A 12424-nucleotide genomic window follows, 5' to 3' on the forward strand; every position below is an offset into this window, starting at 1 on the left:
ATGCCCCCAAAGTTGTCATTTACGACGATACTGTTTTCCGCACCCGGAAGCTACAGTGATCACTGTTGCACATCGCAACGGAACATCAAGGAGATCACTGTGAAGGTTTTTGCTGTCGGAACGATCACGACCCCGCCCACTCCGGAACAACAGCCGCAGCTCATGGCGAAGGAAGTTCCCCATACGCTCCAGCTCTATCTCGACGGAAAGATCGAGCAGTTCTGGTTTCGCCAGGACCGTCCCGGCGTGTTCTTTCTGATGGACGTCGAGTCGATCGATGAAGCAAAGGCGACAGTGGACGAACTGCCGCTGACGGAAGGCGGCTTCATGACGTTCGAATTGACGCCTGTCGGTCCGCTCGCGCCGCTGGGCCGCCTGATTCAGAAGTAAGTACCTGGGGGCAGCGTCGACGCCATCGAACGCAAGGCGATCGGCGTCGCGATGATCGAACGCATGAAAAGGCGACGGGAAGCGCTGCCCTATACCTCGATGGAGAAAGCGATGTCTGAAGCCGAAGCAAAAAGGAACGCGAGCGGAATTCATCCTCTCGACGATGTGGTATGGAACGCGCTCGGCGCGACGCACAAACGCTTTGCACTCGGCGATAGCGGGGCGGTCCGATATCAGGCCGACGTCGCGCCCTATGCTGCGACGGCCGACTCCAGTCCGGAATCGTTTGCGGCTTTGCGTTCTCTCATTGACGCGCACGGCCCCCTTACGTTGGTCACGGCGGACGACATCGTTCCTCCGCCCGGCTTTTCCGTCACAAGGCGTGCCGTCTTGCTGCAAATGATCTGGCAAGGCACGCTCGATCGACACGAAGAATCGCGGCACGTGAGGCTGTCCGTTGCCGATGTTCCCGCGATGCTCTCGCTCATCACCGCGACCCGGCCTGGCCCGTTTGGTCCGCGCACCATCGAACTCGGGTCTTATTTTGGCGTTCGCAGTCAGGACGATCTGGTCGCGATGGCGGGCGAGCGCATGAGGCTCGACGGATTCACGGAGATCAGCGCCGTCTGCGTGGACGCAGCGTTTCGCGGGCGTGGCCATGCTGCGGGCCTGATGAAACTGCTGATCTCAACCATCACCGCGCGCGGCGAGACGCCCTTTCTGCACGTCTTCACATCGAACCAGACCGCGATTTCGCTCTATCGCACGCTGGGCTTTGTCGACAGGCGTGAGATGCATCTCACCGGGCTCGATCGCGCGCAAAGCTAGCGGAGCGGAGCGCTGCAATCCGCTCAGCGGTTTCTATGAATGCGCCGCGAGCATTGCATGATGGCGCGCTTCCGTTGCATCGTCGACAGGGAACATGCATTCGAGGCGCAATTCCTGCGCGGCAACGTTTTGCGGTGCGCCGACGCTCGTGACCATCGAAAAATAGCGAAGCACGGCTCCGTCCTTGACGAAACCGAGCGGTATCATCGGCATCGCGTGCGCGGCGGCAGGCGCGTGCCAGCTCTTCCAGTCGCGCGGCACGTCGGGATACGCAAGCAGTTCGTCGAGCAGATGCGCGGTATCGTCGTCGATCACCCGACCCACCGATTCCCGGTACACCCGCTGCAGCAGGCTGCGCGAAACGGTGTCCCAGTCGGCGACGAACGGGCGCATTCCCTGCGGATCGAACATCAGATGCAGCATGTTGCGCGGGCCTTCACGCGCAGCCATGTCAATGAAGGAGTTGAAAAAGCGTGGCGCAGCGTCGTTGGTCATCAGGACGTTCCAGTGCCGGTCCATCACGATCGCGGGAAACGGCTCGTGCTGTCGAACGACCCGTTCGAGCGCGCGGATGACGCTGTGCATCTCCTGCGCGTTCCACGGCGCCTCCGAATACATGGGTGCATAGCCCGCCGCGAGCAGCAGTGCATTGCGCTCGCGCAGCGGCACATCGAGCGTTTGCGCGAGCGTCAGCAAGGTCTCCCGGCCCGGCACGCTGCGCCCGCTTTCAATGAAGCTGATCTGCCGCTGCGAGATACCTGCATCGAGCGACAGATCGAGCTGACTCACGCCGCGCACGTCGCGCCAATAGCGCAACAAGCTGCCGAGTTCGCCCGGCGGCGCTTTCCGATCGCGACTGGTGACGTTCATTTGATTTCCCCGATCAACGCGAACGACTATAGCGGACTCACGCGATGGGCGCACGCCAGACGAACTCCGTGAACGGTGCTTCGAGTTCCGGCCTCGTCACGCTGGCGACATAGTTCGTGATAGTCGATGCCGCAACCACCGCAATCACTTCGAGCAGTTGCTCTGCGCTGAACCCGGCTTCGAAGAAACGCCGCTGGTCCGCATCGGCAAGGCGGCCACGTTTTTCGATCAACGTGCGCGCCAGCATCGACAGCGCGGCGAGTCCGCCGTCGTCAGGCAATTCGCCACGCCGTATCGCATCGACATCGGCGGAGCGTATGCCTTGCTTCAATGCGAGTGCGGTGTGAAACGCGACGGGCCACTCGCTGGCGTTCGTGACCGCGTTCGTCAGCAGCAATGTCTGGATTTGCGGCTCGGTCAAACTGCTTGCATGCACGCGCTCGAACACGCCGATGAAGCCGTTGATCAATACCGGCGATGTGGCCATAGCGGCCGCGATGTTCGGAATCAGACCGAAAGCCTCTTGCAATTGCCGGAGCACGGGCTTCGATTGCGCAGGCGCCGATTCGATCGTATGAACGGGATAGCAGGCAGACATGGTATCTCCTTGACGGTGAGCGTCACCGGATTGGTGACGCGACAGTCGAAGAGTAGAGAACGCTGAACCGCGCGCCAATTACATCGGATGTAATCGCCGCGCGGCATTTGCAAAGAAGCAAACGCGCAATAGAGCCACTGCGCGCGTTGGACATCTACGCACAGCAATGCTTCAAGCCGTATATGCAACTGATGATTCATTGGTTAGCAGGCGGCTCTCCACGCGCTAACCTGCTTCCATCTCCAACTGAGCAGACATCGTCCATGAACATTAAACGTTTCGTCCAGGCCATCGCTGCAAACGCAGTGCTGGCAACATTGCTCATCCACAGCACCGCGGCGCGCGCAGATACCGTCAATATCGCCTACCAGTACGGCGCCGATCCTGCGAAGCTCGCCCAGGCCAGCGCAGCGTATGAGAAGGCAACGGGCTGGACGATCAACTGGCGGCGCTTCGATACGGGCGCGGACATCGTAGCCGCACTCGCTTCCGGCGATATCCAGATCGGCGATGTCGGCTCGAGTCCCTTCTCGGCCGCAGTGAGCCGTGGCGTGCCAATCGAAGCGGTCGTGCTGAATGCGTTGACGGGAGGCTCGGAAGCACTCGTCGTGCGCAATGGCGCGCATATCGACAAGCCGCAGGATCTCATCGGCAAGACGATTGCAACGCCCTTTGTGTCGACCAGCCATTACAGCCTGCTCGCGGCGTTGAAGCACTGGGGCATCAAGCCCGATCAGGTGCGCATCGTCAATCTCGGCCCCACTGAAATCATCGCGGCATGGACGCGTGGCGACATCGACGCCGCCTACACGTGGGACCCCGCGCTCGGCAAGGCCAAGGAATCGGGCCACGTCCTCGTCGATTCGACGGAAGTCGGAAAGTGGGGCGCGCCGACGTTCGATCTTTGGGCCGTGCGCAGGGACTTCGCGCAGGCACATCCGGATTTCGTCGCGAAGTTTGTGTCCGTGACGTTGAACGCCATTTCGGACTATCGGGCAAACGGCAAGGCATGGACTTCGGACTCGAAGCAGGTCACAGCCATTTCAAAGCTCAGCGGCGCGAATGCATCGGACGTGCCGCAACTGCTCGCGGGCAATGTCTATCCGACGGCATCCGAACAGGCGGCGCCGACGCTGCTTGGCGGAGGCACCGCGAAAGCCGTGGCGGCGACAGCACGCTTTCTCCAGGAGCAAAAGAAAATCGACCAGATACTGCCTGACTACAATGCAGCCGTCACGACGCGCTTCGTGACAGCGGCTGTTGCGTCGAAGTAACGGCATCGCAAGACCCGAACTCTTTGACCGAACGAAACAGCACGCAAATCATGGCTGAACTGAGCGCACATCACGCCACCGTTGTCTATGAAACGGCGCGCGGCCCGCTGACCGCGTTGCAGGATGCATCCGTGTCGGTGCGCAGCGGAGAAATCGTCGTCGCGCTCGGCGCATCAGGATGCGGCAAGAGCACGCTGCTGTCGTTGCTCGCCGGCTTCCAGGCGCCGACGTCCGGCCGCGTCACGAGCAATGGCAAGCCCGTGTACGGACCCGACGCGAATCGCGGCGTGGTGTTCCAGGACGATGCATTGATGCCGTGGCTGAATGTGCTGGACAACGTCGCCTTCGGGCTGCGCATGCGCGGCGTCGGTCGCACAGCGCGTGATGCGCGCGCTGCGGAAGTGCTGCGGCTCGTGAAGCTCGACGGGTTCGCGCACCACAGGATCAACGAGATCTCGGGCGGCATGCGTCAACGCGTGGGACTGGCGCGCGCGCTCGCCGCCGATCCGTCGTTCCTGCTCATGGACGAGCCGCTCGGCGCACTCGATGCGTTGACGCGCGAACACATGCAGACACTGCTGCTCGACATATGGCAAGCAACCGGCAAGGGCGTGTTTCTGATCACGCACAGCATCGAGGAGGCCGTGTTGCTCGCCACCGAACTGCTGATCCTGTCGCCTCGTCCAGGGCGGGTCGTGCAGCGGCATCGCCTCGATTTCGCGCGGCGTTATGCAGCCGGCGAGTCGATCCGTTCCATTCGCATGGACCCGCAGTTCACGGCGATTCATATGCAACTGCTCGATCAGCTCGTGCGCGAGACGCAGGAAGCCTGACATGTCATCGATCAAGAACACCCACGCAGGCCCGCCGTCGAACATCGCCGACCCGGCCGCGCTCACGTCCACACATGCGCGAACCCGCATCGTTCGAATCGATCGCGGACATGCTGCAACATTGATCACCGTGCTGGCGCTTTTCTCGGCGTGGTGGCTTGCGAGTCACCTCCAATGGTTTCCGCCCGTACTGCTGCCGACGCCCGAGGCAATCGTCCGCAAGCTGGGCCAGTTGTGGACCGACGGCTTCGATGACGCGACGCTCACGCAGCATCTGGCGGCCAGCCTGTCGCGTATCGCACTGGCGTTCGTGCTCGCGCTGGTCACGGCCATCCCCGCCGGACTTGCGATCGCGACCAGCAAGATAGCGCGCGGCGCGCTCGATCCGGTGATCGAGTTCTATCGCCCGGTTCCGCCGCTCGCGTATCTGCCGTTGATGGTGATCTGGTTTGGCATCGGCGAGCTGTCGAAGGTGCTGCTCATCTATCTGACCATCTTCGCGCCGCTGACGATCGCGACCGCGTCGGGCGCCAGCCGCGTCGCAAAGAGCCGGTTGCTCGCCGCCGCATCGCTCGGCGCAACGCGCTTCAAGCTGCTCGTCCACGTGGTGTTGCCGAGCGCGTTGCCCGAGATACTGACGGGCTTGCGAATCGCGCTCGGTGCCGGCTGGTCGACGCTCGTCGCCGCCGAACTGATCGCCGCAACGCGCGGGCTGGGCTTCATGGTCTATTCGGCTTCCCGCTTTCTCGTCACCGATGTCGTGATTGCCGGGATTCTGGTGATCGGCGCCATTGCTTTGGTACTGGAACTGGGATTGCGATCGCTGCAACGCAAGCTCACTCCGTGGCACGCGGAGAACTGAGAGCACGGTTATCCAGAGGCTTCGCTCATTCACGCGAGCTTTGACTGTCCTCGATGCTCACCCAAGCGCCCGACTGGGCCGAACGGAAAACGGCATCGATCACTCGCATGTTCGAGCGTGCATCTTCAAGCGGAATAGCCTGTGGACCTCCGCTCAATATCGCTTCCGCGAACACCGCGGCTGCGACGCCATATTGATCGCACACCGGCAGCTCCAGCCAGCGCTCCGTACTGACTCCTGCGTCCGAGCGTTCACTCAATAACAGACGCGTCGGTCTATCGTTCGGTGCGTTGAACGGAATCTCGACCTCGATCCGGCCCGTGGTGCCGTGAAACTGCATGCGCTGGTAATTGTGGATCTGGGTCGCGTAAAAGAAGCTTGCCTGCACGCCGTCGAAATCCATCAACACAGAGCCTAGCCGGTCCACCTCGAACATCGGATCTCGCTCCATCAGCGCGACCACCTGCTTTGGCTCACGCCCGATGATGAAGCGCGAAGTCGTGATGGGGTAGCAACCGATATCCAGAAGACCGCCGCCGCCGAGTTCATTCCGGTTGCGGATATTCTTCGGGTCGGCGTTGTAATAGGTAAAGCCTCCCGTCACTGCGCGCAATTCGCCTATGGCGCCCTCCTCGATCAGGGTTCGCACTTTCAGCCATTGCGGATGCGTGCGGACCATGAATGCTTCCTGTACGTATTGGCCGCTCTTGTCGCGCGCAGCGATGAGACGCTCGGCCTGTCGAACATCCAGCCCGATCGGCTTCTCACACAGCACGTGCTTGCCCGCCTCGACGGACCTGATCGTCCATTCCATGTGAATGTGATTGGGCAATGGAATATACACCGCGTCGATTTCCGGGTCTGCCAGCAGTGCCTCGTAACTGTCATATGCGACAGCAAGGCCATATTTCGCCGCGGCTTCCCGAGCTTTCTCCGGATCTCGCGACGCGATGCCCTTTACACGACACTGTGGCGCCTTGTGCATCGGCACAACGACCTTGTCGTTGATCTTTGCCGTACCCAGGATTCCCCAGACAACCGCATCCTTTGCCATGACATGTCCTTTCGAATTCAGTACGTGAAAAATGGAGCAACGAGCGCACCCACAGGCTCCAGTTGCACCAGTGTACGCTCAGCCGGAATCACTAAAGCCGCGCCGTGCTGTGGCTAGCGGCTCTCTATCAAACCGTAGCAACCAACATGTCCGTAATGGACAACTTACGCACACGGTCACGCGGTTAACTTCCACGTCCTCGTTGTCTAAACTTTGGCCCGGAAACGACAAACCTGTCTGCGCGCTCGGGGACGGATGCTTTTTCTGGTTCGCGGGAGAGACAGGCGTCGTGCGATTTCATCACCATGCCGTTGACGCGGCGCTCAACGTCGAGCGCCGGGCCGGCAGGCAGTTCGACACACCTTCTGGGAGAGGACGAAAATGGAAGTCTGCTACGCATGCCACTTCCTGAACGGAAGGCCATCTAGCACACCGCCCCATCCGAATTTGCGGCTTGCGGGCTCCGGCGTTTTTGGAACACCGGCGCAACCCGTTACACGCTACCTGCAATACCGGTGCGACGATTGCGGCGCGTGGCTTCATCAGAACACGAATGCCGGCACACCGGCTGAAAGGTGGTCGGTGCGAGACGCAGACGCGCGGCTACGCAACGCCGATCGCATCGCTGCCCACAAGGCGGAATGGCCGTTTGCGGCGCGCGTCTTCGCATTCAACGAAAGCACGTGACGAGCATCGAGGGCGCGGACCTGCGCGGTAATGGCATGCCTATGACCGGCGTGAAAGTCGCGCGCCCAGTATTTCTCGTGTTGTCAAGAAAGGAACATCATCCGGGAGAAATGCTGTTCCGTTCGACTCTCGACCCGGTACTCACAGCCCTAAAGTCTTAACGCGGCGATTGCTTCTGAGTATCAGAGGATAAACGCGCTTCTTGACGAATTGCACCGCGCAACCCAAAACCCGGGGATGATCAATTGTGTGCCTAAGGGCTGCCGCGAAGCGTCTTTGACGAATCGCCTCGGTGACATCGAGCCAGCGAAGCGAGGTTTCGAGTGATCGATGCCTTTGCGCGCACGCGGCGGCTAACCGTCCGGACAGAGCGTGCGATGCGCGAAAGCGTTCATTCGCTTCGAGCATGCCCATGAGCGCGGGTCGGTCCGCGGACTTGTCCGTGGAGAGCGAACCATCGCGTCGCCGATAGTGATACCCCATCGCTGGATAGACAATCATATGTGCATCGTGCTTAACCAGCACGCGCAATAGAAGATCGAAGTCTTCCGCAGAGCGAACCCGCGCGTCATAACGAAGATCGCCTAAAAGCTCGGCCTTGATCATGGGCTGGAGATAGCCAAGGTGCGGCGCGTTGACAAGCGCGACCGCATCGAAAGCCGTAGAGGTATTGAGGCCTAGCAGCGAGTGTCCCGTGAGCGACCCGCTCTCATCCATGATGAGCAGGTCGTCCGCTGCGATCCTTTCGCCGTCCGCCTCCACCTTTGCAAGCAACGACTCGAGGCGTCCTGCCGCGAAGACGTCATCACTGTCGAGGATGGTGATCCAGCGTCCTCGTGCGCACGTCAGCGCGCGATTGCGCGCGGCCGACGGCCCCGCGTTGGACGACGAGGTCAGCAGCACGATACGCGGATCGCGATCGGCGGCGGCGCGGACGACCTTCACGCTTGCGTCAGTCGATGCATCGTCCACGACGATCAGTTCCCAGTCCGCCAGACTCTGTCTCTGAACCGACTCGATGGCTTCCCCGATCCAGTTCTCTCCATTGAAGTTGGCCATGACGACCGTGACAGAAGGAAGGGGCACCGGCGCTGGAATGGATGCGCGATCCGTGCCGCGTTCTTCGATGCGATCGACTTCGCCTGGGGGGCTCCTTGAAGTTGTGTGTTCACCCGTTAAGCTCATGGTCTCGGTCCTGAAGCAGGGTTCAAAGATGTGGCGGTAGCGTAAAGCGGCGCAACCCTGGCGGCCGCCTTGCGGGAGCAAGCCCGCCGCGAATGCCACATGTGAAAAGGAACGTTCAGCGAGCGAAACGGCGATGTAGAGCCAGATACGTCCGCTCGATTGCCTCCGATGCGGCGCGTCTACCGGACCGAGGTAGTACGGGACATGTCATATGTCCCCCTTCCGCGCAGGCACAGAACGACCGCCAACGACGCGCAAAGCCGATCGGAAACGCGTGAGTCATAGCTGTGAGTCATAGCTATGAAGATTAGCACCTGGTCTTACGGCAAGCTATCGAGAACCTCAACGTTTTGCGACTTCCTGTCAAACATTTGCGCCTGTTTTGGTGCAGCGTTGAAGTGAGCGCCCCTATATGGGGACGAGATTGCACATATTGAGGAAATCGGCAAAATGCGCGCGGCGGCGAACGTCTTGCGGTGCAAGTTTGCGTCAGAACGCATTGCACCGTGTGGCGCATTTCGAGTGAGGTCAACAACACCTGGAACTAGCGGGAAGGAACACGCGGGGTGATTCGCAACTGCGACTATCGCACCGTTGTCAGCGAAACATCGGCGCGTATGACGCTCAGAAAAGCCGCGATGTCGAACCCATACGATTCGAGCAGCCGGTATAGCGTGACGCGCGAAATATCGAGTTCGCGCGCCGCGTCCGCGACTCTTCCGCGATGGCGCATCAGAGCCCTTTCGACTGCGTGCTGTTCGGCGCGGCGACGCACCTGATCGAGCGATACCGCACGCGTGCCGACGTAGTGCGCAAGACCCAGGTCGCTTGCCGTAATCACCGGATTGTCGAACAGTACGACCGCGCGCCATACGCGATTGCGCAGTTCGCGGACATTGCCAGGCCAGTCGTGCGCGCGCATCGCGCGGATTGCGTCGTCGGAGAAGCCGCGAATCCGGCGGCACGAATCCGCGCGCAACTGATCGAGCAAATGCCGAGCCAATAGCTCGACGTCGGCACCGCGCGCGCGCAGCGGCGGCTCGTCGATTTGCAGCACGCTCAGCCGATGATAGAGATCTTCGCGGAACCGGCCTTCCAACGTCGCCTGCTTCAGGTCCACATGCGTCGCGCAGACGACTCTCACGTCGACCTCGATCGGGCCCGTACAGCCCAGCCGCTCGATGCTGTGGTCCTGCAAAAAGCGCAGCAGGCTCGCCTGGCTTTTCATCGGCAGATCGGCGATCTCGTCGAGAAGAACGGTGCCGCCGCTCGCCGCCTCGATGCGTCCCGTCTTGCGCTCGTTCGCGCCAGTGAACGCGCCACGCTCGTAGCCGAACAGTTCGGACATGACGAGATGCTCAGGTATTGCGCCGCAATTGATCGCCACAAACGGCGCACGCCGCCGCGCGGAATAGCGGTGAATCGAAAGTGCCGTCAGTTCCTTGCCCGTCCCCGACTCGCCCTGGATGAGCACGGGCGCGTTGCATATCGCGACCTTGCGGATCGTGCGAAGGAGCTGGTGCATCGCCTCGGACGCACCGATCATCTCGCCGTCCATCACCGTCCACGGATGGGCGGCCACCGGCTCCGCCAGCGAGCACATGCCGCGCGCGTGCCCTATCGCATGGCCGAGTTCGTCGGCTGTCGTGGGTAGCGTGATGTAGCTCATGCAGCGGCCGCGCACGAGCGAGCGGATCGCCTTGTCTTCGAGCTGCTCGGGCCGCAACGCCGCAACCCAGCCGACATCGCGCGCGGCGATCACGTCGGTGAGCGCTTCCATGTCACGCGGAAACTTCATCGACGCGAGATCGATCAGCCCTCCCGCTCCTGCTGCAAGCCGTGTCCGATGCCTCGTTCGCGCGCCGACGTCGATCCTGTCGATATTCCATCCACTGTGCGGCAGCACCGCGTCCGGCAGCGCGCGGTTGCCACGGCAAACGTGATAGAGCTTTCTCGCCACCGCGTCCATATGAAGTCTCTCCGGCCGGCCCGAAGTAGAAAGGAAAACTGATCGACTCGATAAGAAAGAGAAAATGTGCTGTAAAGGAAGTGTCGGCTAACGAAGCTGAAGAACGCCTTAAGATCTTTTTCTTATTCCGTGGAAGAAGGCGTTTTCGCGTCCAAATCGCCAGAGAAGTGTGCGGTAGGGCACATAACAAAGCGCGCGAAGCGAGTGAGGAATGAAACGCGGACGTCCATTCTAGGACATTCGAATGCTTAAAGCCGTATTTCAACGAGCTTGATACCGATCACCAGTTCGACGTGCCCATGCTGCGCGGCGTGAAACGCGTCAGGCCATCGTTCATCGGATCGAATGGTGCGTCCAGCGAGCCGGGTCTCGGCCTCCTTGGATGCGTATCGAGATTGGAATTGGAGCGAGGCATCGGCGGCATATAGAAGAATTGCCAGCCCGCATAGGTCTGCTGCCCTTCGAAGTCTTCGAACTGCCGGGGAAAACGCGAGCGCTTGATCGGCGCATCCGTCGAACTGCTGTGCAGGCCCGCTATCCGGCCGGCCTCGTACAGGTAGACCCAATCGTTCTGTCCGCTGACGGGATCGGCGTAAGCGCGGCGCAGATGATGCAGCGGCTCGGGAAAGCGCGTGTCGTTGAGCAGATCGTCGATGGATGCGGGCAGCGCGCGTCCCGCGCGGTAGTAGCGCAGTATCGCGAGACGGTACTGGTTGCCGACGAACAGCAACTGCTGTTCGGTTTCCCGTTTGCGTTGAAACGACCATACGTCGAGCGCGCCCATCAGCGCGACGGAAAGCAGCATCAACGCGATCAGCAACGTCAGCATCACGAGGCCGCGTTCGCGCGCGACGAGCGCGCCCGGCGAACGTTCGTTACGGCCGCGCGTCGCGACGAAGCTCATTGGCCCGCTCCCGCTGCATCCGACGCCGCGCCCTGCGCGCTGCTTGCGGGCAGGATGTCGTAGACGCCCGGTTTGTTGTCGTCCGGCGAAGCGACGACCGCCCATTTGTCGTCGCCGTTCACGGGGTCGACGGGAATCGCGCGCAAGTAGTGGCGCGTCACGAGTTCGTCGAGCGTGTCGGGATACGCGCCGTTGTCGCCGTAGTACTTGTCGATCGCGTCGCGCATCACGGCGAGATTCTGCGCGCGCACCTGCTCTTTGCCGCGATCGATGCTATGCATGTAGCGCGGCAGCGCGATGGTCAGCAAGAGGCCGATGATCGCCATCACGACGACGAGTTCTATCAGCGTGAAACCGGCGCAAAGCCGGCGCATGGCGTTGCCTTTCATGATCGCGCTCACCACTGTCAGCTCACTGTCCGCTCACCACTGTCGATAGGGAATGCCGTTGATGCCGACGCGATCCGACTTCGACGTGACATCGAACACGTCCTTGCCCGCCGTGCTGGACGCGGACGGGTCCGCGTCAACGGCATGCGCAGGCGGCTCGCCGAACGCGCGCACGTTCCAGGTGTCTTCGGGTGGCGTATCCGGTTCGCCCGTAAAAAAAGGATCGCGCGGCACGCGGCGCAGAAACATCAGCAGCCCGCCTTTGGGGTCTTTCACGTTCTTCACGCCATCGACCAGCACGATCAGCGAAGGCGGATAGCCCGACGCATCCGCTTCGCGTTCGATCAGCCCCGTGTCGCTCGCTTCCTTGTAGGCGTCGAGCGCCGTGCGGATCTCGCGCAATGCCGCGCTCAACTGCTGTTCCTTTTCGCGCTGCGCGATCAGTTGAGAAAACGGCACGATGGCGAGCGCGAGAATGCCGACGAGCGCGAGCGTGACCACGAGTTCGATCAGCGTGAAGCCGCGCGGCCCCGCTCGATGCGCGCGGCGCACACGGTCGGGACGCGTGGCGCGAAACATCG

Annotated in this window: 13 protein-coding genes; 5 read left to right on the plus strand and 8 right to left on the minus strand. The window is 61.4% G+C overall.

The window, feature by feature from the left end; all coding sequences use genetic code 11:
- Window positions 1-99: 99 nt before the first annotated feature.
- Window positions 100-390: a muconolactone Delta-isomerase family protein gene (locus tag VSR68_RS36230; RefSeq protein WP_342944337.1), complete on the plus strand. Its 291-nt coding sequence runs from the start codon at window positions 100-102 to the stop codon at window positions 388-390.
- A 111-nt stretch (window positions 391-501) separates the two neighbouring features.
- Window positions 502-1218, plus strand: a complete 717-nt coding sequence (locus VSR68_RS36235) for a GNAT family N-acetyltransferase (protein WP_342944338.1) — start codon at window positions 502-504, stop codon at window positions 1216-1218.
- A gap of 33 nt (window positions 1219-1251) precedes the next feature.
- Here VSR68_RS36235 and VSR68_RS36240 read toward each other — a convergent pair whose 3' ends face one another.
- Together VSR68_RS36240 and VSR68_RS36245 are read right to left on the minus strand one after the other, a co-directional pair.
- Window positions 1252-2088 carry a helix-turn-helix transcriptional regulator gene (locus VSR68_RS36240; protein ID WP_342944339.1) on the minus strand — a complete coding sequence of 279 codons (837 nt, stop codon included), beginning with the start codon at window positions 2086-2088 and terminating at the stop codon, window positions 1252-1254.
- A 37-nt stretch (window positions 2089-2125) separates the two neighbouring features.
- The gene (locus tag VSR68_RS36245; protein WP_342944340.1) at window positions 2126-2686 is read right to left on the minus strand and encodes a carboxymuconolactone decarboxylase family protein; all 561 of its coding nucleotides are present in this window, start codon (window positions 2684-2686) and stop codon (window positions 2126-2128) included.
- Between the two features lie 263 nt (window positions 2687-2949).
- Here VSR68_RS36245 and tauA point away from each other — a divergent pair, with 263 nt between their 5' ends.
- The 3 genes from tauA to VSR68_RS36260 are packed head-to-tail and all read left to right on the plus strand — an operon-like array spanning window position 2950 to window position 5655.
- Window positions 2950-3960, plus strand: coding sequence for a taurine ABC transporter substrate-binding protein (gene tauA, locus VSR68_RS36250; protein ID WP_342944341.1), 1011 nt, complete (start codon window positions 2950-2952; stop codon window positions 3958-3960).
- Between the two features lie 50 nt (window positions 3961-4010).
- Window positions 4011-4793 carry a taurine ABC transporter ATP-binding protein gene (locus VSR68_RS36255; RefSeq protein ID WP_342944342.1) on the plus strand — a complete coding sequence of 261 codons (783 nt, stop codon included), beginning with the start codon at window positions 4011-4013 and terminating at the stop codon, window positions 4791-4793.
- A gap of 1 nt (window position 4794) precedes the next feature.
- On the plus strand, window positions 4795-5655 hold the full coding sequence (locus VSR68_RS36260) for an ABC transporter permease subunit (RefSeq protein ID WP_342944343.1): 861 nt from the start codon (window positions 4795-4797) through the stop codon (window positions 5653-5655).
- Window positions 5656-5680: 25 nt separating this feature from the next.
- Here the strand turns inward: VSR68_RS36260 and VSR68_RS36265 are convergent, their stop codons facing one another.
- From VSR68_RS36265 to VSR68_RS36290, 6 genes are all read right to left on the minus strand, one after another.
- Window positions 5681-6709, minus strand: a complete 1029-nt coding sequence (locus VSR68_RS36265; protein WP_342944344.1) for a Gfo/Idh/MocA family oxidoreductase — start codon at window positions 6707-6709, stop codon at window positions 5681-5683.
- An 828-nt stretch (window positions 6710-7537) separates the two neighbouring features.
- Window positions 7538-8581, minus strand: a complete 1044-nt coding sequence (locus tag VSR68_RS36270; RefSeq protein WP_342944345.1) for a glycosyltransferase family 2 protein — start codon at window positions 8579-8581, stop codon at window positions 7538-7540.
- A gap of 583 nt (window positions 8582-9164) precedes the next feature.
- Window positions 9165-10550: a sigma-54 dependent transcriptional regulator gene (locus VSR68_RS36275; protein ID WP_342944346.1), complete on the minus strand. Its 1386-nt coding sequence runs from the start codon at window positions 10548-10550 to the stop codon at window positions 9165-9167.
- Between the two features lie 280 nt (window positions 10551-10830).
- On the minus strand, window positions 10831-11454 hold the full coding sequence (locus tag VSR68_RS36280; RefSeq protein ID WP_342944347.1) for a type II secretion system protein: 624 nt from the start codon (window positions 11452-11454) through the stop codon (window positions 10831-10833).
- Window positions 11451-11843, minus strand: a complete 393-nt coding sequence (locus VSR68_RS36285) for a type II secretion system protein (RefSeq protein WP_342944348.1) — start codon at window positions 11841-11843, stop codon at window positions 11451-11453. The genes VSR68_RS36280 and VSR68_RS36285 overlap by 4 nt, the downstream gene beginning before the upstream one ends.
- A 33-nt stretch (window positions 11844-11876) precedes the next feature.
- Window positions 11877-12422 (minus strand): type II secretion system protein, encoded by a 546-nt coding sequence (locus tag VSR68_RS36290; RefSeq protein WP_342944349.1) that lies wholly within the window; start codon window positions 12420-12422, stop codon window positions 11877-11879.
- Window positions 12423-12424 lie beyond the last annotated feature (2 nt).

Source organism: Paraburkholderia phymatum (assembly GCF_038900715.1).
Lineage (GTDB): Bacteria > Pseudomonadota > Gammaproteobacteria > Burkholderiales > Burkholderiaceae > Paraburkholderia > Paraburkholderia phymatum_A.

Bases quoted from the DNA above. Each gene is read 5' to 3' on its own strand.
- VSR68_RS36235 (WP_342944338.1), top strand. From the start codon at position 502: ATGTCTGAAGCCGAAGCAAAAAGGAACGCGAGCGGAATTCATCCTCTC.
- VSR68_RS36240 (WP_342944339.1), bottom strand. From the start codon at position 2,088: ATGAACGTCACCAGTCGCGATCGGAAAGCGCCGCCGGGCGAACTCGGC.
- VSR68_RS36245 (WP_342944340.1), bottom strand. From the start codon at position 2,686: ATGTCTGCCTGCTATCCCGTTCATACGATCGAATCGGCGCCTGCGCAA.
- tauA (WP_342944341.1), top strand. From the start codon at position 2,950: ATGAACATTAAACGTTTCGTCCAGGCCATCGCTGCAAACGCAGTGCTG.
- VSR68_RS36255 (WP_342944342.1), top strand. From the start codon at position 4,011: ATGGCTGAACTGAGCGCACATCACGCCACCGTTGTCTATGAAACGGCG.
- VSR68_RS36260 (WP_342944343.1), top strand. From the start codon at position 4,795: ATGTCATCGATCAAGAACACCCACGCAGGCCCGCCGTCGAACATCGCC.
- VSR68_RS36265 (WP_342944344.1), bottom strand. From the start codon at position 6,709: ATGGCAAAGGATGCGGTTGTCTGGGGAATCCTGGGTACGGCAAAGATC.
- VSR68_RS36270 (WP_342944345.1), bottom strand. From the start codon at position 8,581: ATGAGCTTAACGGGTGAACACACAACTTCAAGGAGCCCCCCAGGCGAA.
- VSR68_RS36275 (WP_342944346.1), bottom strand. From the start codon at position 10,550: ATGGACGCGGTGGCGAGAAAGCTCTATCACGTTTGCCGTGGCAACCGC.
- VSR68_RS36280 (WP_342944347.1), bottom strand. From the start codon at position 11,454: ATGAGCTTCGTCGCGACGCGCGGCCGTAACGAACGTTCGCCGGGCGCG.
- VSR68_RS36285 (WP_342944348.1), bottom strand. From the start codon at position 11,843: ATGAAAGGCAACGCCATGCGCCGGCTTTGCGCCGGTTTCACGCTGATA.
- VSR68_RS36290 (WP_342944349.1), bottom strand. From the start codon at position 12,422: ATGTTTCGCGCCACGCGTCCCGACCGTGTGCGCCGCGCGCATCGAGCG.